Raw genomic sequence first — 26805 nt, forward strand, 5'->3', positions numbered from 1 at the left:
CATGGTTCTCGTAAAAAAGATCAAAACCTGGATTTAGCAGGTGTCAATAATTCGAACAAAAAAACTTATCATGGATAAAATTTTAGAAAAGCTGTTTGATATACAAAAAGTTCCAACGAAGATAATTTTCGTTATCTGCCTTTGTAGTGCAGTCCTGTTATTTGTGCCTTCGAATTTTTTAACGAAACTAAATCTTTCCGTATTCTTATCTGACTATGGGAAATATATTGGAATCACTTTCATAATCACACTTTCCCTCTTGGTAATTAGTACCTTAAATTCATTTTTTAAATACATAAAGAATCTTATTTCAAAAAGGAGATTCAAAAAGGAAATATTGGTGGAATTAGTGAATCTAAACTCTAATGAAAAAGCACTAATCAGAGAGTTTTTTATTCAGGATAAATTTGCAATTCAGATACCTATCTATGATGATACTATGATTGGACTATTAAATAAAGGCATTATCTACCAAGCATCTAATATTGGGCCAGTCGACCTTAGAGGGGCCGTCTTTAATTATTCTTTGAACGCGTTGGTTAGACGAAATCTATCCAATCATTTACTAGAGCTTCCATCAGAACCTACAGATGCTCAAAGAAATGCTATTATCGCCGCGCGTCCTCAATGGGCAATGGATCAAGAAAGCATGAACAGACGCTGGAGGAACAATACATGGTCCTAGATTAACTTTCCAATAGCAGTATTAATTTAACGGTTCAATGATAGAATTGAAATTCAATAGCACAAAAGGCAAACGACTAATAAATAAGAAACTATTCACCTAAATATTGATACCTGTGATTATTTATTAAACTCAAGCTTTTGAGCCATCATCCAATTGGATAACTGTTTCAATCCCAGAGTTTATAGAAGCTGAAATAAAACTATAAGGTTCTTTGGCGTCTTCCTCCTTTAAATGCGATAAATACATTTGCTCCTGCATAAAAGAGGGTGTATCAAAAGTAATTTTTACTCGATTTTATTCGGGTACCTGATGGAGAGAATTTTCGTTTATGCAATTCTTACAGCCTTCAGATTACTTTTGATACACCCTCAAATTGATCTGGCTCAAGAAACTTATAATTAAATATGTATTGGTTATTTTCTTCACTATTAAAGGTTTCAATATCTATCTGAAAAATCTTTCTACAGAGTAATTTAAATGCCTCTGTTTTATAATCTTGATATGTTACAAAATCCATAATTATTTTGCATTCACCCGTAAATACCTTATTGAATTTATAATGATACAATCCAGATGCGATATGAAGAAAACAAGAACGTAGTCTCTCAATATTTGGACGTCCGATAATTACAGGGCACTTTACTCCATCAGCAGTTGTGAAATTATCGAATAATTGATCCTTCATTATCAAATCTAGCGAATTGCCTTTCCTTTGAAGTGCCCGTTGATTTTTTGTACGAAAGTAAAAAAACGATATTGTTATTCCCAACAATGCCTGATATACATGCCATCAAAAACTCATCATCATTAGTTTTTTTGGAATTATGCAAATCACATGACAGAACTGTTATCAAATTATTCCGAAAAGCAGATGTCTTTATGTCTTTCTCTTCTGGAAACAAACAAGCTGGGGGAACATGTCCTTTTGATGTAGCAGGATTGTAACAAGAACGATTCTTTTTTAGGTACCTTAGAATGGTTTTAGCATTAAAAACTAGTTTAAAATTTAAGAACTCGATTTCTATAATTAAGCCCTAAGCAATTATACCAAAAAATATTCATTTATATTCGTTTATCAATGGAATCCGAATTGAAAGCAATCAGATTAAACATGCCCCTCATCCTACTCCGCAACCTATTCCCATACGTTTCCTCAAGCTCTTGACTATTCAGATTCGTCGTCACATGGGTGATCATCTGGTTGGAGATCCAAAGGTCATACCTGGACAGCAGAATTTCAGCCATCACGTTACAGCTATTCCCCCAGTGGTTTACCGGCTGCTCCACACCCAGGTCATCGAAACAATGAACTCGGGGGGTGTCAGTGTATGGGAAGAAGGCGTTTCGGCTATATCTGCTGATAATATCGTAGCCGATTTTACTAAACTCAAAACTGATTTCACGGCAGGAAACCATATGCGGCATATAGGCGTCTGCCGAAAGGGGGCGCATTAGCGTAATTAAGGACGTTTTACCGCATCCAATCTTTCCGGTGAGGAATACCCCTTTCCGAAGGTCTAACCCCTCGGATTGGGCCACTTCCTCGTCTTGTAAGAAATACGCCAGCAACTTCAGTACAACAGGGCGGTCTATTTCTTCGATCTTAAAGGCCGGGCCGTAGACTGTTTTCCCGTGTTCTTCCAATTGCTGTACCAGCAGATGGTAATCATAAGGGGTCCGAATAGTTTTTGTTTTCATTGGAGTGGAGTCGTCCTGCTCCGCGTGTTGATTTGGTATGTTTGTCATGGTTTGTTTGCGTTTGTGCGTGAATGTTGAGCATCCATTTGTGGGCCGCTGCCTGCCAGTCCAGGATTAAGGTTTGTCCACCCTGCCGCCAGCCGTTTGCCTGGTAATGATGAAAAAATTTGTCACCTTCCAGTGGTGCGTACTGGTGGGTGTTAAAAAAGTCCTGCACCTGGGATAAGGTCGGGAGCTCCCGTTGCTCTTCTTTTGAATTTTCCGCGCGGGGTGCGTCCTTATGATGCAGGTCATTTTTTTTACCTGTTTCATCTTTATTTTTTTTTGAGGGCGGGAGCCTGTTTTCTCCCTCTTGTTTATTATTGTTTATATGTTTATAAAAGAGGCCCACTTTTGGGCCTGAGTGTGGCCCACTTTTAGGCCACGTATGTGGCTCACTTTTGGGCCGCATATGAGGCCCAAAAGTGGGCCATGCAGAAAGCCCATTTTTGGATAAATAACCTGGCTCATTTTCGTCCTGATTTAGTGGGTGGAAAAGAAATAATTGTCGGCTTTCTTCTTCCGTCAACATATTGCCGAGTGGCACAATAGATACCCAACTGGGAGCATACGCCATACTTGACTGTTGGTAGACTATATAAGCGCAATCATGCAAATGCCGCAAACACTTGACATAAGTACTACGTGACCCTATCCTGGATAACCTCATAATATCCTCCCGCACCACAGGAAACGGACTACTGAAGCGGTATTGATTCCAGGTCTGAAATAAAGCCATGTACAAACTGATATGCGTCGCGTACAGACGATCATCCGTCCGAACCTTTATGAAAAAGGAATTCAAATGCTTTATATAGTTCGTATGTGCAGGTAACACCGGCATCAGGAGCGTTTATGCGGTCCGGTTGCAGTCATGAGTTTTTGTATGTCCTCATAGTCGTAGAATATCAGGCCGCCGATTTTCGTATAGGCAAGAGTGCCATTGATACGCATATTCTGAAGTGTGCCGGAGGAGATGTTGAGTAGGTCTTTGACTTCGTAAGACTTTAACCACTTGCGGGGTTGTGCCGGGTGAGAACCTATCACTTCCCGTAGTTCTTTGAATAATTCAACTTTGAAGATCGCCAGATCTTCACGCGTTAGGATTTCTGCTGCCATAAGATTTATGTTTGTTTGATACAGCAGCAAAAGAATATTCTTTTTGAACACAAAAACAGTCACGGGGGTATACGTAACCCCCTGTAACACATTGATTATTAAGAAGAAAAATTTTAAAAAATTATTTTAGAATAGGTCTAACCAGTCACTTAACGCTAGGAAATCATGGAAAACATACAGATTCCAGATAAAGCAGCATAAAACGTTGATGCCTTTCTGTGAGATGTCCAGCAGCTCTCCCAGGATTTCCTGTACAGCTCTGGACACTGCGGCACTATCCTTATAAAAATGGCTTCGCAGGCTTTGGCTGGAAACCGCGTCCTGCTTTGCTGAGGTAAAGAAAAAAGAGAAGAAGTCCAGCAGCTCCGTTTTGTTTTTGTTCAGGTAGTAGCCACTGTCAAAAAGGAGTTTCAGAATAGCGCCCATCTGTGGAACTGAAAAACCAGTCTGCACCTTAAAATCTTTCCACCGGTCAAGCTCTCCTGTCGAATGGATGGATAATGAAATGACTTCTCTTTCCTTCTGGTAGGCGATTTCCGCCGAAATCCAGCACAATAGCTGATTCCGTAAAGAGTCGTGAAGTCTGTTTAAACTAATACCTGGTTTGGTACGGGTCTGGGCGATTTTTTTCTGAAGAAAAATCAGGCGGTTTAGCCGGTCCCGTGAGGATGGTAATTGCTCTATTTCTTTACTGGCGCGGTCGGCCCAGTACTGTAAGTATGCAGGGGAGTTGAAATTTAAAGCATGTAGTTCCGATTCTATGCTTTCGGTAATTATCTCAGAGTGGCAACTGTCAAGGATTTGACGTATCCGACTACTAAGTTTCGTTAAATAATGTAGGTGGCTATAACTGATAAATTGTCCAGGGTGTTCTATTTCAAGAAAGTCCTCAAAGGGCTGTATTAGTATCGGGATTAATAAAGCTTCTACCTCTCCGTCTTCGGACTTTTCCTGCAACAGCATCATAGTAGCCACAAAGGTTTCTTGTGCCAGGTACAAATATGAGTCGGGAATTTTGTAGTCTATGTCCATGTGTCGCGGATACTGCGATTCAATAAAAGAAAGAATTTCGGCTAGTATCCTGTACAAAAATCGGTAGAGGTATCGCCAGGAATCAGACGGAAGTGTAACGGTCCGGTTCAATATGTCCTCCGCGTCCAGATGTTCGGTGGCCAAGTCCATCAATTGAATAAGCCGGTGTTGACAATTCTGCACATGCCAGTCGGCCTGCTTCCTTTTCCCAAGATCATAAAGCTGTTGGCTGAAGTCTTGTATTAACCGGTCTTTATGCTTTGCCGCCTCATCAACTACTGAAGTAAGATAATTCGCTTCCGGTTTTTTGTGTTGCTGAAATTTCGTTTTAAGATCAATTCTAATCAGTTTTTCAAAATAGGCCAATTGAAAGGTCTGCTGCATGGAACTCGGTTTTTCTAGCGCCAGATAGTTTGGTGTCAGTGGTTATTAAGGATATGGAAAGCCGGGGGAGGGTCCAGCTAATACAACAAGGTCTGCAATAAATAGGTTTAGAACATAACCATCTGTTAACCAGTTGTTAATGTCGGTTTTGTACTAATAGGTGACCGGCGCCGGTCACCTACGAAATAGGCCACTATGCTACTGGGCTGAGTAATAAAGACTCCGGAACGGCCAAATTAAAGGAAGCCTTTAAACTTTTCATGTTTTAGCTAAGAATTTATTCTTTTACGGAATTGTTTGTTTTCATCAAAGCCAAAATATCTCCAGGTTTAATTAAATGCACATGTGGGGCAAACTTTTTGTATACAACCTTAGCTTTCTCGAAACAACGGTTATCATTAGTAACGAAAACATTACAGTGAGCTCCATAACAGGTATGAAGGGCATCATCCACCAGATTCGCAAATCGTTCATCCTGCTTATACCCATTGAAATCCGTCTTTACAAAAAGATCGAACATACGGTCCATGTCTGGGTTAGAAGAAGGCTTATATTTAGACGAAAGATCATCCCATATCCCTTCCCATGTAAGATGAGCTGGATTTAAAGTTGAAATTTTTTGAAAGATATCTGTTACCCCATATTCTTTTACCAACTGTGGAAATTTTTGCCTTAGAGTACCTAAATATTTTCTAAAATTCTTGTAAAGTACGAAATCAGTTTTCACATTTTGGGAAAAGTTCAAAAGGTCTTCATTGAGGGAGAATAGGTTCATATTCTCCCTAGTAAGAGGATATATATGGCCAAAGATCGGATCTTCCTTATAAATTTGTTTAAAAATCGGATTAATGGGTTGCAGCTTCATTAATTCACATCTTGATTGATGTGCCCTTATTGCCATCTGCATTAAGGGATTATCATCATCTATTCCTTTATATAAATTGTAAAAGCTATTTATTGGAGCATCCTCTAATGTGTCCTGAAAAAAATCCTTTACATCTCTTTGGTGCCACCTAACCTTTGATTCATTCCAATATTGAGTTACACAAAGATTCTGTGTTATTCGTCCGATTGTTGCCAAATGACCATCTATATATTCCTTGCTCTTCTGATATCCACGGACAAGATCGCGCATATGTGCATTAGAATAAGGAACCAGGATATCGCCTTTGACTGCCATTTGTTCTAATTTTTGATAGAACTCTTTCTCGGCTCCCTCAAGAGTGTCAATCTTCTCGATCTTGTTAAAAACATTTAGGTCAAAGTAAAAAATCGGTGGAATACTCATTCTCTGATATTTTTTAAAATTGGGGGAATATCTTAGTATAATTATAAATCTGGAATATTACTAAAATAGTATAAATATTATGAACCAATTTATCTACCTGTATATTCGTTAATTATTCTTACCATTCAACTTCTTTAAAGTATGATATTCATACTTTAAAGAAGTTGACCACAGGGAGGACATAGACCATTTGTAACTCTAGGCCACATTACTTAGAAGTGAATTTGGTATTATCAAATTAAATGTAGTCTTTAACTCTTTCATGTCCTGACTCACCTTTGAAGCCACAATCTTAGCGTAGATCTGTGTCGTCCGGATGGACTTATGGCCTAACATGGCGCTCACTGTTTCCAATGGTACACCGTTGGCTAGTGTTACTGTGGTGGCGAAGGTATGCCGGGCGGTGTGGGTTGTCAGGTTTTTATCTATGCTGCAAAGGTCCGCTACTTCTTTCAGGTAACCGTTAAACCGCTGGTTGCTGTTGATAGGTAATAAAACATTGTTGGCGATACAGTACGGGTGATTTTCGTATTTCTTCAGGATCTCTTTTGCAATAGGCAACAGGGGAACGTTTTCACGACACCAGGTCTTTTCCCTGTTTTTAACGATCCAGTCTTCACCATCGAAGAATTTCACGATGTTATCGCGGGTAAGCAACAGGGCATCTTTGTAAGCATAGCCGGTTAAAGCCATAAACAGATAAGCGTCTTTTGTTTCCTGCAATCGGCGAATGCTAAATTCCTTATGATAAAGTACACTCAACTCCTGCGCGTTTAAAATATCTCTTTCAGGATTGATATAGGAACAGGCGTAACCTTCAATCGGGTTAGCGTTTAACCATTTACGTTGTACGGCAAGTTTCAGTAACTGCTTTGTATTTTTCACGTACTTCATAGCTGTGTTGTCCTGGATACCTACCGTTAAGGTCAGGTAATCGAAGAAATCTTCAGCGAAGGAATATTCAATCCTGCCCAAGGGAATATCTTTCATTTTAAAAACACTGGAGAGAAAACCTGAAATTCTTTCCTTTGTAGTAACCCACTTTTTCATACTGCTACCTTTACGTTTATCCTTGTCCACCTTCTCCTGGAATTTTTCATTGTGGAAATCGCAGACTTCTAAAAGCGTTCGCTTATCCCGGTTTATACCGTTGTAGGCGTTCTTTATCATCGTTGGGGTTACGGTGGTGTCGATCGCTTTCAGGAGATTGTAATGGCGGATAAGTTCACTTTTTACATGCTGCAAGTGATTATTAATTTCAATTGCTTCCGCAGATTTACCGATGATGGCACCCGCATCTTTGTTGAACTTTGAGGGGTCAACTTTGTAACCCAGTGAAAACCCATCTCTGGGAAAACCAGTTACAGTAATACGAACGCAGATCGTTGCTTTGCCTTCGGAGTTGTTATTATCATACCGAAGGTGAAAGAGGATAGAAAATTCTTGGCTTACTTTCATAGTCCATAAAGTTTTAGTGCCGATGTTTGGTTTTGTTTTTGTTTGGTTTGTTTTACATCGGTTTGTAAGTCCTAAAACCCTTTACTGATAAGCCTTTACCAGAAAAAAGGATACACTAAAAGTAAAACTGTTTTGTGTATCCTTTTTTGTATCCTTTCAGATTCGTTTTGTATGATTTACCTTTAATTGGCAAAAACAAAAAAGCCGCTTAAATCCTGTGATTTAAGCGGCTTTAATAACCTTTGATATTCTTGTTGTGATCCCGCTGGGACTCGAACCCAGGGCCCATACATTAAAAGTGTATTGCTCTACCAACTGAGCTACGGAATCATATCACTGCTTTCACCGTGATACCCTTGTTTGTAACGGGAGTGCAAAGATAGAAAAATATTCATTCCTGCAAAATATTTTTGAAACATTTTTATTTACAAAAATGTAAAACCCATTACTGTAGCCTATTTCAAAGGAAAAAATATTTTACAAATTTGCGTATATACGTCAACGTGACAAGGTAATGTTGCGCCCGTACAACATTACCTTGCCCCAGTTTTTGTTTCTCCTTGCAGCCTAGTGTTCATCTGCACTTGGCCCGTAACTGCCTGGAATCGGTATGTCCAGGAGTCGCAGATAAACGCCCAACTGCGCACGGTGATGCACAATCTGGCAATATGCCATTCTGATAACTTCCAATTTATTGCTATCACTTAATATCACATCCCCATTACGAAGCACCCAACGCTCCGATAACTGAGATTCCTGCGCCTTCGCAAGCCCTTCCCTGCCCTTATTCAGGTTCGATTCAAAATGCTCCATTAATTCGGCATTGGAAGTAACGATCGTAGGTTTGTATTCATTTACCGCAAAATCAAGCTCTGAAGTATTCAACGCCATCGGTACCCAGCCTGTAAGTTCCGCAATATGCGTAGCCAGAATACCCATCGGCATACTTTTCTCATGAGGCCGCCAGTCCAGCTTTTCCGCCGGTACTCGCTGCAACATCTTACGGGTGGTTACTGCTTCCTCCTCCATTTCCTTCTGAAGAATTTCAATAATGTTCATAATACTTCTGTTTTGTGATACAAAGTAAAAATGCTGAAGTGACAACCCTATGTCAGTAGTATTTTATGAATAACAACTTTTTTTTAAAATGTTTGTTCCTTAGACAAATTCTTCCCCATGAAACCACATCCCGCAGCCCCAGACAGCATGTCTGTGTCCGTCACTCCAAATGGCCCCTACGAAGTAAAAGGCAATATCCCGCTGCAATTAATGACCATCGGTACCAACGATGAAGGCGAATCCATCGAATGGGTGCCAGGAAAAAAATTTGAGTCTAAGTCTGATCCCGTGTATTTATGCAGATGCGGCCAGTCCGCCCACAAACCGTTCTGCGATAAATCCCATCTGAACATTCCATTCAACGGCACTACCAATCCCCACCACCGCTCCTATCTGCAACAAGCAGGCCTGATGGAAGGCCCCGATACCCTCCTCACCGATGCGGAAGGCCTCTGCGCCTTCGCAAGATTCTGCGACCCCAACGGCCAGGTATGGAGCATGATAGAACATACAGACGATCCCGCCGTGAAAAAACAATTCCTCAAACAAGTACACCAATGCCCCAGCGGGCGACTCATGGCATGGGACAAAGACACGCAAACACCCATTGAGCCAGAACTACCACCCGCCATCGGCGTAGTGGAAGATCCCTCCAAAAATATCAGCGGCCCCTATTACGTACAAGGCGGTATCACTATCCATAACGAAAAAGGTACCCCCTACGAAATACGTAACCGCGTAACCCTCTGCCGATGCGGCGCCTCCAGAAACAAACCTTTCTGCGATGGCTCCCATGCCGCCATACAATTCAAAGACAACCTCCAACCTTAATAAATACCCCGTTTATACAGCGCCCCAATTGGTTTATGACCGTTGGGGCTTTTTTATCTTCCAAAAAAAATCTAAAATCTCCTATTGGCAATGGAATGCAGACTCCCACAAAAGGCTAAAATAAAAATGTCCCCAACAAGCATTACGCCTGCTGGGGACATTCATCTATCTATATTTTTTTATTAATTCGCTTTCCAGGTATTATCAGCCGGAGTCGCATCCATATACAGTCCGCCTTCCAGTCGCACTTCCTTCAGCGCTTCTTTCACCGGCACTTTCAGCACCAACTCTTTCTGATTCGCCTGCCATACGGATGGCGTATAGTGGTATTGCAATTCTTGTCCATCTTTGGTTACAACGACCAAGTTAAACGGAATAGCAAATCCACCCACATTTTTAATAGTGATGTTACCACTTTTCACACTGCCAACGGCCAGATCTATATAGTTATTGGAGAAAAACCAGTTATTCCAGAACCAGTTCAAATTCTTACTAGAAGCGGTATTGAAGATGTTGAAAAAGTCCCACGGAATAGGATGCTTCCCATGCCATGTATCCATATATACATGCAGCGATTTCTTAAACAACTCGTCTCCCAACATATCTTTCAATGCCAGATAAGCCAGGGAAGGCTTTCCATAAGCATTGCTGCCATAGCCTATTCCACTTACCTGTGTAGACATGCTGATGATCGGCTGATCTTCTTCAGTAGATGGGTCTTTGGTATAATACTGCACCCGGAAACGTTTGTAGAAATCATCCGCTGCCTGCTGTCCCTTCTCCGAAATACCGATCAGGTATTCAAAAGTAGTAGCCCAACCCTCATCCATAAAGGCATAGCGGGTTTCATTAATCCCCATGTAAAATGGAAAATAAGTGTGCGCAATTTCATGATCCTGCACCAACTGGGCAAACGACAAGTTAGTGCCCACTGTCGCATCATTCACCATCATAGGATATTCCATATCGGCAAACCCCTGGAACGCAGTCATAACCGGGAACGGATATTTCACGCCAGGCCAGTGATTGGAAAACCATCCCAAAGCATAACGGGAGTATTCAACGGAATGCTGGAAGTCGGCGGCACTTGCTTTATAAGCTGCCTGTACGCTGGCTCTGCGGCCACTCGCCGTATCCAACAATGCGCTGGAGGCATCCCATACATAATGATTGCTTACGCCATAGGTGACATCTGTAATATGATTCGCAGCAAATTTCCAGGTATTCCAATCCTGTTGCGCAGTTACTTTATGTCCGTCCAGGTCTTCCTGCGTGGCAATATGCATGGTTTCATTGGCTGTATAGGACGCTTTCAGTCGCTTTGCCACTTCCGGTTGTAATACCTCTGCTGCATTCAGCAGATCGCCGGTTCCCCAAACGATGAAGTCCTTGGGAACAGTAACTGCAACAGTGTAATCATTGAAATCATTATAGAATTCTGCCCGGTCGGTATGCGGAATATCGTCCCAGCCATTGTAATCATCATATACGGATACACGAGGGTAGGCATATGCCATAAAGCAGGTGGTAGCGTCTATCATCCCTTCGCGACCACTTTCTTTGGATAGATCGTAACGCCAGGTGATCTCAATTTTGGCGCTGTCGTGAGATTTAATGGGAGACGACAGCTCCACTACGCCCACAGTGCCTACATCATTTGAAAATTCCAATTCCTTGCCGTTACATACAAAACGCTGTACTACAACGCCGCTATCCAGGAAATCCATGCTGTGATAACCGTCGCGGGGAGCCTGATACTTGTGCAGATTCGTGTTCATCCGAATACGTAACCGGGAAAGGTCATTGGGACTGTTATTCACATAAGTAATCGTTTCGGTGCCATATACGGTGCGGGTGGGAGGCGCTACCTTCAGTTGGATATCGTATCTCCCTTTATTCTGCCAGTAATTTACACCCGGTTTACCACTCATATCCCTGGTTTGGGCTTTGTAGGCATTTTTGATATTACGGGGCATATACAGCTCCTGGGCCTTTATGGCAGAGCATCCCAGGATAGCAGTCAATAATAAAATGTATCTTCTCATAAAGCAGTTTATGGTCTAACGAACTTCGTGAAAAATACTGGTTATTACAAGGGGCAGATTTATAACCGGAAACAGACCGGGTTAAACGGGCATGGCATTCCAGGGGTTAACAACGTTTATTCGGTACCGTTAGTACTGCTATTTATAGCTCGACACGTATCTTCACGGTCTCTCCTTTTTTCACTGCGCCCGGATGAGCGCTCATCAGCAATGGGATATCTCCAGCCTGCAACTGCACCTCTTCATAACTGCCAAAGAATTTCACGGATAATGCCTTCGCATCTATCCCGTCACTCTCCGCAAGTACAATCTTCTCCGGACGGATGTAAATCGACTTTTCCGCGGTTTTGATTCCTAATACTGCCGCCTGTGCTGCCTCCAGGTGATTAAATTTGCCAAAGAGCGCTGCACAATATTCATCCTGCGGATGCAGGTATACTTCCTGCGGCGTACCTTCCTGCACCACCTCTCCATGACGCATAATCATGATACGATCCGCCCATGATAATACATCCAGCGGATCATGGGAAGTGAGTAAACAGGTAATGGATAACTCGCTGGAAATATCCGCGATTACATCCTTTAACTGCTGCTTATGAATCATATCCAAATTGGAAAACGGCTCATCCAGCACCAACAACTGCGGCGCGGTGGTCAGCAACCGGGCCAGCGCCACCCGCTGACGTTCTCCTCCTGATATCTGGTCATTCTTTCTTTTAAACAGATGGGTGATACGACATACTTCATACACATGCATGGCGTCTTCCTCTGTTAGTTTATTATCCCGCTCAAGGATTTCCTCTACCCGGAAATTATTACGCAACTCGAAATGCTGCGATAAATAGGCAATACCCGGATGACCTGGAATTAATACATCCAACGGCCCTTTCACCCGTTTTTCCAGGAAATCGACCGTGCCTTCATCCGTTTGTACCAGGCCTGAAATAATTTTGAGTAAAGTACTCTTCCCCGACCCAGTAGCGCCCGCAATGGCCAGCTTCTGAAACTGTAACTGATTAAAGCTAACATCCTTCAGCACAGGCTGATCCTGCAACTGCTTGTTGATTCCATTTACCGCTAAAAAACGCATATACCACCGAATAATTGAAGCTGTAAAGGTATTCAAAATGATTAAAAATCACTGCTTTTACTCTATCACACATCCATGTCTTGTGATTTTTTTATAATATATTATATTTGCAGTCCGAAAAATGGCATAATTTTGGCCGATCCCCTTGCTAGAGGGAAAAACAAAAAAATTTTAACCGTAATGCGTAAAGTAATTGTAGCCGTATCCGCCGCTGTAGTACTGTTCTCCTGCAAAGGCCAACCTGATCAGGCAGCCATCGAAAGTGCCAAAAAAGCCACCATCGATTCCATCAACAATGTCAATCTGGTGAAACAACAGGTCATTGATTCTATGAACCAAGCCGGTCATCATCATAAAAAAGGCGCTAGTGAAGCGGGCTACAGTCCTGCTACCTACAATGCTCCTGAAGAGGGATCTTCTGCGGCAACAGCTGCTACTCCTGCAGCCACCACTGCTAAGAAGAAAAAAGGCTTCGGCTCCTGGAGTCATACTGCTAAAGGCGCTGTGGTAGGCGCAGGCGCTGGTGCTGTAACCGGGGCTATCGTTAACAAAGACCACGTGAAAGGCGCTGCCATCGGCACGCTCATTGGCGCTGGCGTAGGCGCAGGTACTGGCGCAATTGTAGACCATGCGAAAAAGAAAAAAGCTGCACAACAGTAATATCTTCCGATAAAAAATTTAGGGATGCCGGGCTGATTCAGTCCGGCATTTTTTATTGCTATAAAAAAGAAAAGCCACGCTGGAAAGCGTGGCCTGATACATCACCCAAAATAACTAGATACGAAAAGCTTCCCAGCCGGATATCGTTGTCCGGTTGCAGGTCATAGGCTGCGTCCCGTTTTCACAGGAAATATACCGCCCATTATTGCCCCGTAACGATATTGTACCGTCTGCATTCACGATCCAGTCAAACTTTTCCCAGTCGCCAATAGTAGTGCGGTTACAAGTAATCGCACTGGCGCCGTTTTCTGATGAAACATATTTTCCCATAGCCTGCAGCGCTACCTTTCCACCGCCGGCATCTACTACAGTGAACTGCTCCCAGCCCTGTGCGGTAGCACGGGTACAGGTCATGGCCTGTGTACCGTTCTCACTGCTTACAAAAGCATTATTGAAGCCTTTCAGCGTAATCGTCTGGCCAATAGGCGCAGTACCACCGCCGCCAGATTGGGTCATGGAGTAAACTCTTACATAGTCTACATACATGTTTGCCGGCAGTTTACTTTCATCTACCGTCTGACCAGGCCAGTCGCCCGCTACCGCCAGATTCAGTATGATGAAGAATGGATTGTGGAAAGCGCCGGTGTTGTTAATGTTGTTCTGGATGTTGGCAGACACATACTGTGTGCCATCCACAAACCAGCGGATACCACTGGCATCCCACTCTACCGCATATACGTGATAATCATCCGGCGTAGTGGTCAGGTTACCGCCGTAGGACACATGTCCATTGGAATCCCAGTGAATAGTACCATAAATAATATTACTGGTATTCACCCGTTCCATAATATCTATTTCGCCACATTTAGGCCAGCCTACAGAACCAATATTATTGCCCAGCATCCAGAAGGCAGGCCAGAGGCCCTGTCCGGAGGTGAGCTTAATCCTCGCTTCTATACGGCCATAAGTAACAGAAAATTTGCCCGCCGTATTCATTCTCGCAGAAGTATATGGCATACCTCCCACGGATTGCTTCTTAGCGGTAATTACCAGGTTACCATTGCTGACAGTAGCATTGGCGGCCTGATAATATTCCTTTTCGTTGTTTGCGTTGTTGGGACCAGTTTCAAAATTCCAGTTACTTGTATTTACGCTTGTGCCATTGAATTCATCCGACCAGATAAGGTTATACGTTACTGCTTCTACGGCCGCTTTGGTTGTTGTGCTTTCGGCAGACTGCAGTACTTTATTAGGTTCCTTGGAACAGGAAATAAGGGCAAGCATCAGCAATGCGCCCACGTGGAATGGATTTGCTTTCATGGATTTTACACTTATAAAAGTTAACAATTGAGGGGTGATATATTAAGTTCATGGTTATACTTTTTTAAATGTCAGCTGCTGTAATAAACAACCTCCTTTGTTGAAATAAATGCGGATACGATGCGTACCCTTCGTCAGTTTTACCTGTCCCATGGCAACCTGCTGCCAACCTTCCGTTGCCGGCACTGCTACATCCGCAGTGGCTTTACGGCCATTCACTAAAATGCTGCAAACGGCATCGCCACTGTCTTTCGCCGCTTTAATGCCGATCTGATAATTGCCCGCTTTCGGCACCTCTACTGTATATTGTAACCATTCTCCATCTTCTATGCTGAAAACCTCATATTCTCCATCTGCCTTTCTGATATCTGTTCCATCATTGCGGTAAGCGCCGCCCCGGTTCCCTCTGGTATTCACGCCAGGCGTATAATGATAACTGGCAGTATCCAGGTCGTTATACGCATATCCGTTACGACCCAGGTCATAATCCACCGCTGCAATACTGGTGCTATTGGTGATGACATGCTGTTTGAACGGAATAGCGGCTGTACTATGTATCTGCCGGAACATCGCATCAATGACATCCGGATGCACGACTGTATTTTCAGCCCTGGTAGCGGATACCCAATCCAGGAGAGATTGATAGGCTTCATTTGCGCCAGGCGCAGGAGCTTTCCCATTCCAATAATCGAGAATCGCCTGGTAGCCGGGAGCGACTTTCATCTCCATAGGCTGATTGATTCCTATCTTCTTCTGCTGCCACCATGCCCATCCGATGTCGTTACTTTCTACGAGACTAATAACCTGCTGATACCAGTTATTCGAATTCTCCCCCGATTCGCCCATCCATAAAGGCACATTATACTGCGCTCTCAACTCCAGGAACTTCGCAATGGAAGCCCTGTCAGGGAAATTGCCGTACTTATGAAAACTCAGGACCATATTATCATCCCAGGCAGGCAGAATGCCATTGTAGTTATTGCCGAAAGCATTTCCCTCAATGATGATAATATGTTTTTTATCTACTTCCCTGATAGCGGCAGTGATATCCTGCATCAGTTTCTTCAGGGGGGCATTGGTCTTTTCTTTGTTACCGATTTTATCCGCAGGATCTTCAAATCCCCAGTTAGGTTCATTGATGATATCATAACCGCCAATCCATGGCTCGTTGGCATATCTTTCAGCCAATTTGCGCCACAAGGCAATCGTTTTCTGTCGGTTAGCCTCACTCTCCCAGAGAGAGGGCCGCTCCGGATGACGGTCGGAGATAGGCAGATCATGTCCCTGCCCACCCGGAGTGGCATGCAGATCCAGGATCAGATACATGCGATTGGCCTTACACCAGGCCAGGAGGGAATCCGTTAGGGCAAAACCCTCTTCTTTCCAGGTTTGCTGACCCGCCACCGGTTCATCTTCTACCGCCAAAGTATACAACTGATAATGCATAGGAAGTCGCACAGAATTGAACCCCCACTTCGCCAACGAATCCATGTCCGCCTTCCGGGTATGACTATTTATCCACGACTGGTAAATGGTTTCTGTACGTTCCGGCCCTACCAGGTCCTGTATCTTTGCCCGAATCTTATATTGCTGACCAATATTTCCTAAACGGAACATATATCCTTCCTGCAACATCCATCCGCCCAATCCCATACCCCGGAGTATGACTTTCTCGTTTTTTTCATTTACAATAATAGGTCCCTTGGCTTTCAGATATCCCTGACCATTAGCCAACATTCCAAACCCTAAAAAGATAATGGACAATACTACCCACCTCCTGGACCAGGAGGTATCATAACCGTGAAATCGCATAAAATGAGCCGTTTCTAAATACAAAAATCTATAACGCTAAAATCTATAATCCATTGAAATTATTCACTTTCTGCACTACGTCATTTCTACTACATACACTCGGAAACTGCCTGTAATCAAAGGAAGTTGTCTACTACATACCTACTACCCGAAAAATATTTTACATTTACTACTATGAAGTTTATCCGGTACCTGTTATTCCACGTACTGTCTTTTGCCTGCACCACGTTATCTGCTCAGCATACCATTGGCTTACCTGCCATTGCCAGCTATGATCGCATGACGTATAAAGGCAATGGACAAACATGGGACATCGATATCGACCAGAAAGGAATGCTCTTCTTTGCCAACAATGAAGGACTCATCACTTTCAATGGCAGCAACTGGCATCTGTTCCAGGTACCCAATAAAACAAGGGTGCGCAGCGTGAAAGTGGGAGAAAACGGACGGATCTACGTTGGCGCCCAGGACGAATTCGGCTATTTCGCCCCCAATCTGCAAGGCTGCCTGCAATACACTTCCCTTAAACCCAATATCCCCAAAGCTTACCAGCAGTTCGCAGATGTATGGAATATTGTTCCCTTCCAGGATCATTACTTCTTCCGCACCAACAACAAGATTTTCCGCCTCGATAATAAAGGTAAAATTGACGTTTCCCTTGCCGCCATAGAATGGAAAATACTAGGTAGCACTGGTAAAAATCTTTATGCGGAAGACTATAACACTGGTCTATATAGATTTGAAAACAATAGCTGGAAACTATACTCCAGCGCAGTAACAGACAAACAACTGGTGATTACCGCTTTCCTGGAGGAAAACAATGATACCCTCCTTGTAACAACCGTGAAAGACGGACTCGTCAAAATATTTCACGACCAGGTGATCCCCGTACATACCGCTGCAGATGTCGTCTTCCGAAACACACATATTTACTGCGGACTCAAACTAAATGAACGCCAATATGCCATCGGCACTTTCTCCAATGGCTGCTACATTATCGATCTGCCAAGTGGTAAAGTGCTGCAACGCTTCTCCCGCGATGAAGGCATGCAGAACAACAATGTGCTGAAAATATTCGCGGATGAGAGTCAACAGCTATGGATGGCGCTGGAAAATGGGATCGATCATATTCAGTACAATGCCGCCATTCAGCGTATTGCACCAGATAAAAACAATCTCATCGGGGCTTATGCAGCAGCCGTATTTAAAAATCAGCTTTACATCGGTACCATCGATGGACTCTATGTAACGCCACTGGACGGCAATACAGATTACAGCCTTTCCAGGAGTAGTTTTAGCCGCATCCCCAATACTTCCGGCCAGGTATGGCGACTCAGTCAATACGAGGATCACCTGCTCATGGGCCATAGCGAAGGCACTTACGAGATCGTTCAAAACAAAGCCACAGCGCTGTTGGAAGGCACCGGCAGCTGGATCTATCTGCCCATCACAAATCGGTTGATTGCTGGCTGTTATACCGGTTTATCTGCACTGCAATTACAAAACAACCAATTCCGAGTGCAACCGCATATCAATGGCTTGTATGAATCCCTGCGCTTTCTCGCTCCGGATGGTAACGGCAATGTATGGTCTTCGCATCCTTACCGCGGTATCTATCACCTGCAATTCACTGCTGATTCATTGCAGTATACATTATATACCCAGGGAGACGGCCTGCCCTCCAACTACAACAATTTCGTTTATACGTTGGCGGGGAAAATGGTGGTCACCACACCTGCAGGGCTATACGAATTCGACAGCAATAGTCACAAATTCCGTCCCTCTCCCCACTGGCAGGCGCTTTTCGGCAACATCGCTATTCAGTACCTCCGGGAGGACCCGCATGGAAACATCTGGTTTGTATCTGATAGAAAAGTCGGCCTCGCCGACGTCCAGACAAAACGCATTATCTATTTCCCGGAGCTCTCCGATAAGATCATTACCGGTTTCGAATTTATCTATCCCTATAATGATGAAAACATTTTCTTCGCAGGCGATAAAGGTATCCTGCACCTGAACTACCGGAAATACAGTCAGCAACACACTGGCCCCATGATGCTCATGGGAAGCATCACTACCACCAGCAAGCAACAAGACAGTCTCCTCTACGGCGGATACTCCAATGGCAGCGCTTTAGCAGAGATTTCGCTACCAAATGCCTGGCGTAATTTCAGGTTTGAATTTTCGTCGCCTGCTGCTGCCGCCGGCAATAATATTCAATACAGTTACCAGTTACAGGGCTTCGACAAAGAGCCTTCCACCTGGACCTCCAAAACGGAAAAGGAATACACCAATATTCCATTCGGACATTATACTTTTCGTGTAGTCGTAAGAGATAATCTGGGAAACATTTCTACTCCTGCTACCTATAGCTTCTATATTGAACCAGCCTGGTATCAAAGCTGGTATGCCTGGTGCGTATATGGGTTACTGTTAGTATTACTGATTATCGCCATCAGACGGCGGCAAAGACGCAGATTGGCTGCACAACAGGAGAAACACCGCCAGGAGCAACAACAACTGATTATACAACATCAACTGGAAATAGAAAGAAATGAAATGCAGCTGGTGAAATTGACAAATGATAAATTGCAGGCAGACGTACAGCACAAGAACAAAGAACTGGCCACCGCCGCCATGAATATAGTGCAGAATGGAAAAACCCTCGCAGATATTAAAGAAGCCCTGCTGGAATCCATGAAGAAACTATCAGATCCTTCCCCGCTGCCTAAATTCAGGAAAGTCATGAAACTCTTTGAGGAAGCAGAAAACGACGAAGAAAGTTGGGCCGACTTCTCCCGGCACTTTGATGAAGTACACAATAATTTCCTCCTGACCTTAAAGAAAAAATTTCCTGAATTAACCACGACTGATTTAAAACTATGCGCTTACCTGCGGATCAATCTCAGTACAAAAGAAATTGCGCAAACCATGGGTATATCCGTACGTGGCGTGGAAACCAGCCGATATCGCCTGCGCAAAAAACTGGATATTTCCGGAGACATCAATCTGTACGATTTCTTATTGGAAGTCGCTAGCTAAACGCTACACTGAAAACTGTTTGCCGGGGCGCCACTGTTTGCAGCCCAAAAGTAAACCCATGCTGCAAAAGAATTTCCTTCACCAGTGTGAGCCCTATCCCCTGCCCATCTTTCTTACTGCTAAAAAAGGGCGTAAACAATTGATCCGCCAATGCTTCCGGGATTCCCGGCCCATCATCTGTGATGGTTAAAAGACGCGTACTACCGTTCAGGGATATACGAATATTACCCTCCCGGCCAATAGATTCCGTGGCGTTGCGAACTACGTTGATCAGGGCCTGTTCCAGCAGTTGTTTATCTGCTGCAATGAGTAAGGGTTGCGGTGGTAAGGAAATATGCAATGTTATATTTCGCTCTGCTGCAACCGGCTGCATCAGTACCCCTACATGCTCCAGGAGCTGATTGATGTTTACTGACCGAAGCTGGGGAGATGGCAGTCTCACTACATCTGCAAAATTACGCATAAAGGAATTCAGGCTGTAATTACGGTCTATAGCCACTTGCAGACTATCCATCATCAACTGACTGGCATGTCCGGACTGCATTTTCTGAACAGATTGCAGAATGGAGTTCACCGGGCCAATGGTATTATTCACCTCATGCGCCATCATCCGTATCACCTTACCATAGGCTTTCTTTTCTGCGGCCAGTATGTCTGCCGTCAGTTCTTCCACCATCACGAAATGGCGGGGAAAACCACGATCTATGAAATGCGATTTTTGAATTTTATAGGTAGAGACGCCGTTAATCGTGATAGTATGGGATTCTCCGGATTTAAGCGCCGCAATTTCCTGCCATACGGGATGCTTCAATTCCAGTATACTCCGTTTGTAAATAGCAGCTGCGGTGGTTTCCAGCAGTTGTAATGCCTTTGGATTCGCCTCCTGTACCTGGTCTTCAAAATCCAGGATAATAATGCCCGTTGGGGTGGTATGGATTAATTTCTCCAGGAAAAAATGTTGTTGTTCCTGCTTGGTACGCTCTTTTCTCAGCTCATCAATCATCTGGTTATATACTGTGATCAACCGGTCCATTTCCATTTGTCCGGTAGGACGGAACTTTACATTGAAATCTCTTTCGCGGATAGCATCTACTCCTCGCATGAGGAAGCCAAGTGGCCGTATCAACTGACCATAGAGACGCCATGCTATCCCTGCGGAACACAGTACAAATATTTCCGAAACGATGAACCATACCTTCTCCTGGCGGAAAACATGCCAGGCAAGTACCAATGCCAGCAGGTGAAGGATACTGATAAATAAGAGGTATTTAATCTTCAGTTTCATCATAAGGAATGTTATACTTTTCTAACCGGCGATACAAAGCACTCCTTGTGAGGCCCAGTGATGCCGCAGCTTTGGCCACTTTATTCCGATGGAATTCCATCGCGCGCCTGATCATCAATATTTCCATTTCTTCCAGGGTCAGCTCTCCTACTGCCGGTAGGGAACGGCCTGATTTATTTGCCGCAGTAGCGGATAACTGTGACTGAAAATCGGTTGTATCCAGCATGTCATGGGGACTTAACAAAATGGTTCTTTCTACCAGGTTTTTAAACTGACGGATATTACCGGGAAATAATTGCTGACGCAGCCACTTCACCGCAGCAGCCGTCACTCCCAGCCCAGGACGACGATAAATCTCTTTCAGATTGGAAGTAAAGAAATCTAATAACAGGGGGATATCTGTTGGTCGTTCCCGCAATGCAGGCAATTTTACAGTGATCAGGTTAATTCGATATAACAGGTCTTCTCTAAAAAGTCCGTCTCGTACCATTTCTTCCAGATTACGATTGGTAGCGCATATGACGCGAACGTCCACCATTTTGGTGCGACTGCTACCCAACACTTCGTAGGTGCGGTCCTGTAATACCCGCAGGAGTTTTACCTGACTGGCAGGGTCCAGGTCTCCGATTTCATCCAGGAAGATGGTCCCTTTTGAGGCCATCTCAAATCGGCCCGTTCGGTCATTGCGGGCATCGGTGAAAGCGCCTTTCACATGGCCGAACATTTCACTTTCGAAAAGTGTGGCGGAAATACCGCCCAGATTCACTTTCACGAAAGGTTTGCCATGACGGAGACTGTTCTGATGAATAGCTTCCGCGATCAATTCCTTACCAGTGCCACTTTCACCGGTAATCAGTACCGGGGCATCTGTGGGGGCCACTCGCCCGATGGTTTCCAGGAGCTGTACCAGTTGTGGATCTTCCCCTATTATTTGACCAAATTGGAATCGCTCATTCAGTTCTTTGCGTGTATGCGATTCCGTGGGTGGTTCCTTCAACTGTAAGGCTGTCCGGATGGATTGCAGCAGGTAATCGTTGGTCCAGGGTTTATTGATAAAATCAGCGGCTCCCAGCTTCATGCCCTCCACAGCCAGTTGGATAGTAGCCCAGCCAGTGATCAGGATCACCGGAATAGCGGGATAGTCTTCGCGGATCTCCCGAAGCAGGGCCAGTCCTTCCTTTCCGGAAGTTTCCAGACTGAAATTCATGTCCAGTATCACCAACGACACCGGATGCAGCGCCAGCTTAAGCCGGGCTGCATCCGCAGTGTCTGCACTGACTACCGGAAAATGTTGCGTTTCCAGCATCAAATGCAATGAGGTTCTAACTGCTATATCATCATCAACAATCAGTATCATGTTTTCAATTAATCTTCATGTAGCGCAGTAGCCGGGAATATGGCAGCTGCCTGTTTTCCTGGGTAAATGGAACACAGCAATACCAGCAAATATATAAACAAAACGCTCAAAACCATGGCGATGATATAGGTACTGGAAGCGATATCGAACACATGTAATAACGGAAACTGGACGGCAAAAAAACAGCCCAGCAATAATGCCAGTGTAGCGATCACCATAGACTCCCCGATTAACTGCTGGTTGACATTCATGCCGGTAGCGCCTATGGCCCTTCTAAGACCTATTTCGCCTTTACGTTTATTGATGTTATACCAGAGTACCCCGAAAGTACCGAGAGCCACATTGATGATGAGAAATGCACTCACGATCAGCAGTATAATAACAGGAATAATAGCCAGCCGATCCATACTTCTATGTCTTTCATCCAGATGCTGTATTTCAATATTCACGCCTTTCAGCCAGGACACCAGTTGTTTGTATACCTGTCCTTCAAAATTAGCATCATTGAATACAGCGGGACTCACCTTCATCAGTATGGTGGTATTCCGTTTCAAGGAGGAAGTATCCAAAGGAATGAAAACCGACTTCCCTGATTCCTGGAAATCTCCTCTGTATTTGGCCTCTTTCACAACACCCACCACCTTATATTCCGTATCATCCACTTTCACCACCTGTCCTTCTGCATTTTTATCAGGAAACAATTCCTCTTTCAACGCGACGCCTATTACCGCAGGCGGGTATTTCCCGGCCATATCATCTTTGGTATACCAACGCCCGCTCTCCATTTGCATACCTAACAGGGATGCATAGGTTTCTGTACCCTCGTAAATATCTGTATTCTCCGCATTTCTCTTATTAATTCCCACAGAGCTTCGGTGCATATTCGCAGAATAGGGCGTATTGTTGGAGACAAAAGAAACTTCTTCAATACCCTTCGTATTTTTCAACTGCTGATACATCATGGCATAAAACTGTCGCAGCGAATCTATTTGTTTAGGCTTGGTTACATCATAATAGTTCACCTGCCAGATATTTCTGTCGTCAATACCTGCCGGCTTCATATAGTTACGATAATAGTACACCAACATACTTGTCAGTGAGAATATAACGAGGAAGGAGACAAAAATTTCTACCACCAATAACAGATGATGTTTCTTTTTATTCCATATGAGTTTTAAAAGATGTCTGAACATAGTGATATTTTTAAGCTTTCAATGCCTTTATGATCGGGAATCTGGACATTCTCCATGCCGGGTATACGCCAGACAGAAATCCAAATATCAGGCAGATCAGCAGTCCGGTAAACAATACGGTAAGATTCAGTGTCAGGTGCACATTCGTCAACAGGGCTGCGCCATTGAGTATCCAGAGGAAAAACTGCGCCAACAGTAAACCAAACAAACCGCCCAGCAGTGTAAGAATAATATTCTCTACTATAAACTGATAAACCAGCGTATTCGCGGTTGCTCCAAATGCTTTCCTGACGGCGATCTCAGAGGAACGTTCCATAATCCGGGTAATATTGATATTCACCAGGTTTACTACAGGCAACAATACAATCAGGAATACAAAAATACCGAGTGCGGTGTAGATCCAGGTTTTACTCTTTCCATCCTGATTACCTGCACGCATATACGCATCGAGGTATTCATCCGCATTACTCAACGTCTTTGTAAATCGTTTATCAGAATGTGGTAATCTGGCAATAATATCCTCATATTCCTTTTGTATCAGTGGCATGTCCGATTTACTGCGGGCCAGCAGTACTGCATTCCAGGAACCAAAATAGGTTTGCTCATTCGGATTATCCTGCGATAAGGTATAGGGGATGTACATATCGCCATTCAACATATAGGCCGTTGCAGGCACATTTTTAACGACGCCGGATATACGATATTTATCGTTACCTACTTCCAGGTATTTTCCCACAGCGGGTTCTCCGATACCGAAGTAAGCGTCGCTGAGGTCCTGGGAGATGACCGCCACTTTATCCAGACTATTTACTTGCTGGGCGGAAAAGGGCTTGCCCTGTAGGAAGTCAAACTCCATTATATCCCAGAAAACGCTGTTGACAAATTTGTAGTTAACGCTAATCTTTTTACCATTATGATATGCATTAGTCCCAATTTGCATGCTATGAAAAGCAATCGCAGCCGGCGTTTTCATGTGCAGTATATACTTATTCACATAGCCTAGTGAAAGCGCAGAACTACTGCGGGTACCTTTTCCCCTCTCTTCTATACCTGTGACGTATATGGAGCGGCTACGTTTGGCATCAGGGTATTCATCATTGATAACCTTATCAAGGAATGAAGTCAGCACCAATAAGGTAGCCAACGTAAAACTGATACCAAAGAGACTGATAAAGGTGAAGAACTTCCGTCTTTTCAGTACTGCGATGGCTATTTTAAAATAATTTTTCAGCATCTGTTAAAATTATGATCAAGTGATTACTGTACCTGTGCTCCATCGAAGAGTCGTACCAGGCGATGCGTTTTTCTTGCCATCTGTTCATCATGCGTTACCATGACGATAGTGGTTTTATCCTGTTGATTCAATTGAATCAGGATATCCATGACTTCATTACCCATGGCGCTGTCCAGGTTACCGGTCGGCTCATCTGCCAGGATAATTTCCGGTTCTCCTACGATTGCGCGGGCAATGGCCACTCTTTGTTTTTGTCCGCCGGATAACTGGGTAGGGAAATGGCGCAAACGATTGCTGAGTCCCACTTTTTCCAGGGCGGCGGTGGCCAGGCGGCGGCGTTCTTTTGCATTCACTTTTCTGTAGAGCAGGGGTAGTTCTACATTATCCAGTACATTCAGGTCGTTGATAAGATGGTAGCTTTGGAAGATAAAACCCAGTCGTTTATTACGGAATCCTGCCAGTTCCTTATCGGACAACTTCGTAACGGTATGTCCGTCTATATGGAGTTGCCCGTTGGAGGGTTCATCCAGGAGACCCATAATATTCAGTAAAGTACTTTTACCACAGCCGGAAGGTCCCATGATGGAAAGGAATTCCCCTTTGGCCACATGGAGGTTGATGCCATTCAGGGCCAGCGTTTCGATGGTGTCGGTACGATATACCTTTTCGATGTTTTGCAGCTTGATCATGACGTAAGTTATTTATAATCTATTTTTTTATCCAGTTGAAAATCATATAGTGACAAATAGCGGAGTTCATACCAGGCCGACCAATAGTCCCGCAACGCAGCGATGTAGTCCCGGCGGGCCTGATCCTTTTCCTGGAAGGCGATGCTCAGGTCGGTAATACTCAGGTTCCCGAGTACATATCTTTCCCGGGAGATATCCGATTTTTCGCTGGCAATACTGTCTGCATTAAGCGTCAGTTGCAGCTGGTCTTTCATCAGGTCGAAGAGCGTCACCTGGGTAACAATTTGCTGTACAAACAGTTGTTTATCCTGTTCTACTGCATATTCGGTGAACTGCATATTGGCCCGGGCGGTGCGGGTACGGGATTTGGAACGGCCCCAGTCGAGTATAGGCACCGTGAATTCCAGTTGTACCAGTTGCTGATCCTGTGGATTTTGGTACACTTTCGAAAACGTGGCAGCACTCTTGGAATATCCGAGTCGCGCCGTGAGCATGGCATTGATGCCATTATCTCCTTTGGCTTTAGCAACATCCCGCTTCGCTTCCGCCAGTCTGCGGGAAAAGGCAATGGCGTCAGAGCGGTTCGCATAGGCTTCAGACAGCACCTTATCTGTTGGCACTTTTACGTTGATGACCGATGCTGGCAAATCCAGGCGGATATAACTCACCTGGTCCAATCCGGTGAAGGTGCGTAGATTCAGCGTGGCAATCTGAAGATCGCGGGTAGCAATGCCTACTGCTTTGCTGGATTTCAGTTGTTCCAGTTTCAGTTGCAGGATCTCATTGCGGGAAATCTTTCCCAGCTCCAGTTTGACAGTTGCCACTTCCTGGATACGGATAGTATTGGCAAGGTTGGTAGTTGCTGTTTGCAGATTCACCTGCGCCAGCAGCAGATCAAAGAAATAACCGGTGGCGGTAATGGCCACTTGTTCCATCGCTTCGATGTAGGCCTGTCTGCTTTCATAGTATTTCAGCGGCTCAATTTTCTTATTCCATTTTAAAGCATTGAATTGCCACAAGGGTTGGCTATAACCTATACCATAAGGAGAGCCATTGTACAAGGTATTTTTGCGGTCAAAATCGTCGAAGCGCTGCATATTAGTGCTGCCGAAGATAGTGCCCCCTGTGGCGGCAATGCTTTGCGTGAAGGAGAGATCTAACGTTGAATTATTATTATGAACTGGCTGAAACAAGATGGTACCATCTGGCTGTTGTACCTGGTTAAATGATTTTGTATAACCAGGGAGAATGCCTGTCAGCGAGAGCTGCGGTTGGTAATTAGAACGGAAACTGCGGTATTGCCAATACTTTGTTTCTTTTACAGTGGATGCCTGCTTGGAAGCAATGGATTTTTCCTTTGCCAGTGCAATTACTTCTGGTAATGTCAGTGTAACCGTATCCGTAGTTTGCGCTGCCAGCAGCATCGGCAACAGCAGTAGCGCCGCCAATAATGTTATCTGATATTTTATGGTAGATGACATA

At 44.1% G+C, this 26805-nt stretch carries 22 protein-coding genes and 1 tRNA gene; 4 read left to right on the forward strand and 19 right to left on the reverse strand.

The features are described 5' to 3' along the window. Nucleotides 1–70 precede the first annotated feature (70 nt). Complete coding sequence (locus CLV59_RS22855) at nucleotides 71–685, forward strand: superinfection exclusion B family protein (RefSeq protein ID WP_111594401.1); 615 nt, start codon at nucleotides 71–73, stop codon at nucleotides 683–685. A 349-nt stretch (nucleotides 686–1034) separates the two neighbouring features. Here the strand turns inward: CLV59_RS22855 and CLV59_RS22860 are convergent, their stop codons facing one another. The 9 genes from CLV59_RS22860 to CLV59_RS22900 all read right to left on the reverse strand — a co-directional run bounded on the left by CLV59_RS22860 (nucleotide 1035) and on the right by CLV59_RS22900 (nucleotide 8765). Further along, complete coding sequence (locus CLV59_RS22860) at nucleotides 1035–1373, reverse strand: hypothetical protein (protein WP_111594402.1); 339 nt, start codon at nucleotides 1371–1373, stop codon at nucleotides 1035–1037. A gap of 377 nt (nucleotides 1374–1750) precedes the next feature. Continuing rightward, nucleotides 1751–2434 carry a P-loop NTPase family protein gene (locus tag CLV59_RS22865; protein ID WP_111594403.1) on the reverse strand — a complete coding sequence of 228 codons (684 nt, stop codon included), beginning with the start codon at nucleotides 2432–2434 and terminating at the stop codon, nucleotides 1751–1753. Further along, on the reverse strand, nucleotides 2355–2957 hold the full coding sequence (locus CLV59_RS22870) for a hypothetical protein (RefSeq protein ID WP_170137887.1): 603 nt from the start codon (nucleotides 2955–2957) through the stop codon (nucleotides 2355–2357). Before CLV59_RS22870 ends, CLV59_RS22865 begins: the two co-directional genes overlap by 80 nt. Before the next feature lie 311 nt (nucleotides 2958–3268). After that, entirely contained in the window at nucleotides 3269–3544 is a 276-nt protein-coding gene (locus tag CLV59_RS22875) for a helix-turn-helix domain-containing protein (protein ID WP_111594541.1), read from the reverse strand. A 126-nt stretch (nucleotides 3545–3670) separates the two neighbouring features. Then, a complete protein-coding gene (locus tag CLV59_RS22880) occupies nucleotides 3671–4960 on the reverse strand; it encodes a hypothetical protein (RefSeq protein WP_111594405.1) in 1290 nt (429 codons plus the stop codon). A 277-nt stretch (nucleotides 4961–5237) separates the two neighbouring features. Then, the gene (locus tag CLV59_RS22885; RefSeq protein WP_111594406.1) at nucleotides 5238–6248 is read right to left on the reverse strand and encodes a hypothetical protein; all 1011 of its coding nucleotides are present in this window, start codon (nucleotides 6246–6248) and stop codon (nucleotides 5238–5240) included. A gap of 198 nt (nucleotides 6249–6446) precedes the next feature. Further along, complete coding sequence (locus CLV59_RS22890; protein ID WP_111594407.1) at nucleotides 6447–7706, reverse strand: site-specific integrase; 1260 nt, start codon at nucleotides 7704–7706, stop codon at nucleotides 6447–6449. A gap of 257 nt (nucleotides 7707–7963) precedes the next feature. Further along, nucleotides 7964–8036, reverse strand: a tRNA-Lys gene (locus CLV59_RS22895). A gap of 237 nt (nucleotides 8037–8273) precedes the next feature. Next, nucleotides 8274–8765, reverse strand: coding sequence for a DinB family protein (locus CLV59_RS22900; RefSeq protein WP_111594408.1), 492 nt, complete (start codon nucleotides 8763–8765; stop codon nucleotides 8274–8276). A gap of 117 nt (nucleotides 8766–8882) precedes the next feature. Here CLV59_RS22900 and CLV59_RS22905 point away from each other — a divergent pair, with 117 nt between their 5' ends. Then, nucleotides 8883–9596, forward strand: coding sequence for a CDGSH iron-sulfur domain-containing protein (locus tag CLV59_RS22905; protein ID WP_211324016.1), 714 nt, complete (start codon nucleotides 8883–8885; stop codon nucleotides 9594–9596). 182 nt (nucleotides 9597–9778) lie between these two features. Here the strand turns inward: CLV59_RS22905 and CLV59_RS22910 are convergent, their stop codons facing one another. Together CLV59_RS22910 and CLV59_RS22915 are read right to left on the reverse strand one after the other, a co-directional pair. Beyond that, nucleotides 9779–11641: a M1 family metallopeptidase gene (locus tag CLV59_RS22910; RefSeq protein WP_111594409.1), complete on the reverse strand. Its 1863-nt coding sequence runs from the start codon at nucleotides 11639–11641 to the stop codon at nucleotides 9779–9781. Nucleotides 11642–11783: 142 nt separating this feature from the next. Beyond that, the gene (locus tag CLV59_RS22915) at nucleotides 11784–12731 is read right to left on the reverse strand and encodes an ABC transporter ATP-binding protein (RefSeq protein WP_111594410.1); all 948 of its coding nucleotides are present in this window, start codon (nucleotides 12729–12731) and stop codon (nucleotides 11784–11786) included. A 180-nt stretch (nucleotides 12732–12911) separates the two neighbouring features. Between CLV59_RS22915 and CLV59_RS22920 the strand changes: the two genes are divergently transcribed. Next, complete coding sequence (locus CLV59_RS22920) at nucleotides 12912–13391, forward strand: glycine zipper domain-containing protein (protein ID WP_111594543.1); 480 nt, start codon at nucleotides 12912–12914, stop codon at nucleotides 13389–13391. A gap of 114 nt (nucleotides 13392–13505) precedes the next feature. On the opposite strand, the gene CLV59_RS22925 is transcribed toward CLV59_RS22920, so the two are convergent. Together CLV59_RS22925 and CLV59_RS22930 are read right to left on the reverse strand one after the other, a co-directional pair. Continuing rightward, on the reverse strand, nucleotides 13506–14711 hold the full coding sequence (locus tag CLV59_RS22925) for a family 16 glycosylhydrolase (RefSeq protein ID WP_211324017.1): 1206 nt from the start codon (nucleotides 14709–14711) through the stop codon (nucleotides 13506–13508). Between the two features lie 54 nt (nucleotides 14712–14765). Then, nucleotides 14766–16523 carry a cellulase family glycosylhydrolase gene (locus tag CLV59_RS22930; RefSeq protein WP_245950932.1) on the reverse strand — a complete coding sequence of 586 codons (1758 nt, stop codon included), beginning with the start codon at nucleotides 16521–16523 and terminating at the stop codon, nucleotides 14766–14768. A gap of 174 nt (nucleotides 16524–16697) precedes the next feature. Here CLV59_RS22930 and CLV59_RS22935 point away from each other — a divergent pair, with 174 nt between their 5' ends. Then, complete coding sequence (locus CLV59_RS22935; RefSeq protein WP_111594411.1) at nucleotides 16698–19565, forward strand: triple tyrosine motif-containing protein; 2868 nt, start codon at nucleotides 16698–16700, stop codon at nucleotides 19563–19565. Here the strand turns inward: CLV59_RS22935 and CLV59_RS22940 are convergent. The 6 genes from CLV59_RS22940 to CLV59_RS22965 are packed head-to-tail and all read right to left on the reverse strand — an operon-like array spanning nucleotide 19558 to nucleotide 26804. Continuing rightward, complete coding sequence (locus CLV59_RS22940) at nucleotides 19558–20853, reverse strand: sensor histidine kinase (protein WP_245950933.1); 1296 nt, start codon at nucleotides 20851–20853, stop codon at nucleotides 19558–19560. The two genes, CLV59_RS22935 and CLV59_RS22940, sit on opposite strands and share 8 nt — an antisense overlap. Beyond that, nucleotides 20834–22207 carry a sigma-54-dependent transcriptional regulator gene (locus tag CLV59_RS22945; protein ID WP_111594412.1) on the reverse strand — a complete coding sequence of 458 codons (1374 nt, stop codon included), beginning with the start codon at nucleotides 22205–22207 and terminating at the stop codon, nucleotides 20834–20836. Before CLV59_RS22945 ends, CLV59_RS22940 begins: the two co-directional genes overlap by 20 nt. Nucleotides 22208–22215: 8 nt before the next feature. Further along, on the reverse strand, nucleotides 22216–23400 hold the full coding sequence (locus tag CLV59_RS22950) for an ABC transporter permease (protein ID WP_111594413.1): 1185 nt from the start codon (nucleotides 23398–23400) through the stop codon (nucleotides 22216–22218). 10 nt (nucleotides 23401–23410) lie between these two features. Continuing rightward, on the reverse strand, nucleotides 23411–24634 hold the full coding sequence (locus CLV59_RS22955; RefSeq protein WP_111594414.1) for an ABC transporter permease: 1224 nt from the start codon (nucleotides 24632–24634) through the stop codon (nucleotides 23411–23413). A 23-nt stretch (nucleotides 24635–24657) separates the two neighbouring features. Further along, nucleotides 24658–25323, reverse strand: a complete 666-nt coding sequence (locus CLV59_RS22960) for an ABC transporter ATP-binding protein (RefSeq protein ID WP_111594415.1) — start codon at nucleotides 25321–25323, stop codon at nucleotides 24658–24660. 8 nt (nucleotides 25324–25331) lie between these two features. Next, nucleotides 25332–26804 (reverse strand): TolC family protein, encoded by a 1473-nt coding sequence (locus tag CLV59_RS22965; protein ID WP_111594416.1) that lies wholly within the window; start codon nucleotides 26802–26804, stop codon nucleotides 25332–25334. Nucleotide 26805 lies beyond the last annotated feature (1 nt).

Source organism: Chitinophaga dinghuensis, from assembly GCF_003259435.1.
GTDB lineage: Bacteria > Bacteroidota > Bacteroidia > Chitinophagales > Chitinophagaceae > Chitinophaga > Chitinophaga dinghuensis.

Coding starts and splice junctions, on each gene's coding strand:
- CLV59_RS22855 (WP_111594401.1), top strand. CDS start 71: ATGGATAAAATTTTAGAAAAGCTGTTTGATATACAAAAAGTTCCAACG.
- CLV59_RS22860 (WP_111594402.1), bottom strand. CDS start 1,373: ATGAAGGATCAATTATTCGATAATTTCACAACTGCTGATGGAGTAAAG.
- CLV59_RS22865 (WP_111594403.1), bottom strand. CDS start 2,434: ATGACAAACATACCAAATCAACACGCGGAGCAGGACGACTCCACTCCA.
- CLV59_RS22870 (WP_170137887.1), bottom strand. CDS start 2,957: ATGTTGACGGAAGAAGAAAGCCGACAATTATTTCTTTTCCACCCACTA.
- CLV59_RS22875 (WP_111594541.1), bottom strand. CDS start 3,544: ATGGCAGCAGAAATCCTAACGCGTGAAGATCTGGCGATCTTCAAAGTT.
- CLV59_RS22880 (WP_111594405.1), bottom strand. CDS start 4,960: ATGCAGCAGACCTTTCAATTGGCCTATTTTGAAAAACTGATTAGAATT.
- CLV59_RS22885 (WP_111594406.1), bottom strand. CDS start 6,248: ATGAGTATTCCACCGATTTTTTACTTTGACCTAAATGTTTTTAACAAG.
- CLV59_RS22890 (WP_111594407.1), bottom strand. CDS start 7,706: ATGAAAGTAAGCCAAGAATTTTCTATCCTCTTTCACCTTCGGTATGAT.
- CLV59_RS22900 (WP_111594408.1), bottom strand. CDS start 8,765: ATGAACATTATTGAAATTCTTCAGAAGGAAATGGAGGAGGAAGCAGTA.
- CLV59_RS22905 (WP_211324016.1), top strand. CDS start 8,883: ATGAAACCACATCCCGCAGCCCCAGACAGCATGTCTGTGTCCGTCACT.
- CLV59_RS22910 (WP_111594409.1), bottom strand. CDS start 11,641: ATGAGAAGATACATTTTATTATTGACTGCTATCCTGGGATGCTCTGCC.
- CLV59_RS22915 (WP_111594410.1), bottom strand. CDS start 12,731: ATGCGTTTTTTAGCGGTAAATGGAATCAACAAGCAGTTGCAGGATCAG.
- CLV59_RS22920 (WP_111594543.1), top strand. CDS start 12,912: ATGCGTAAAGTAATTGTAGCCGTATCCGCCGCTGTAGTACTGTTCTCC.
- CLV59_RS22925 (WP_211324017.1), bottom strand. CDS start 14,711: ATGAAAGCAAATCCATTCCACGTGGGCGCATTGCTGATGCTTGCCCTT.
- CLV59_RS22930 (WP_245950932.1), bottom strand. CDS start 16,523: ATGCGATTTCACGGTTATGATACCTCCTGGTCCAGGAGGTGGGTAGTA.
- CLV59_RS22935 (WP_111594411.1), top strand. CDS start 16,698: ATGAAGTTTATCCGGTACCTGTTATTCCACGTACTGTCTTTTGCCTGC.
- CLV59_RS22940 (WP_245950933.1), bottom strand. CDS start 20,853: ATGATGAAACTGAAGATTAAATACCTCTTATTTATCAGTATCCTTCAC.
- CLV59_RS22945 (WP_111594412.1), bottom strand. CDS start 22,207: ATGATACTGATTGTTGATGATGATATAGCAGTTAGAACCTCATTGCAT.
- CLV59_RS22950 (WP_111594413.1), bottom strand. CDS start 23,400: ATGTTCAGACATCTTTTAAAACTCATATGGAATAAAAAGAAACATCAT.
- CLV59_RS22955 (WP_111594414.1), bottom strand. CDS start 24,634: ATGCTGAAAAATTATTTTAAAATAGCCATCGCAGTACTGAAAAGACGG.
- CLV59_RS22960 (WP_111594415.1), bottom strand. CDS start 25,323: ATGATCAAGCTGCAAAACATCGAAAAGGTATATCGTACCGACACCATC.
- CLV59_RS22965 (WP_111594416.1), bottom strand. CDS start 26,804: ATGTCATCTACCATAAAATATCAGATAACATTATTGGCGGCGCTACTG.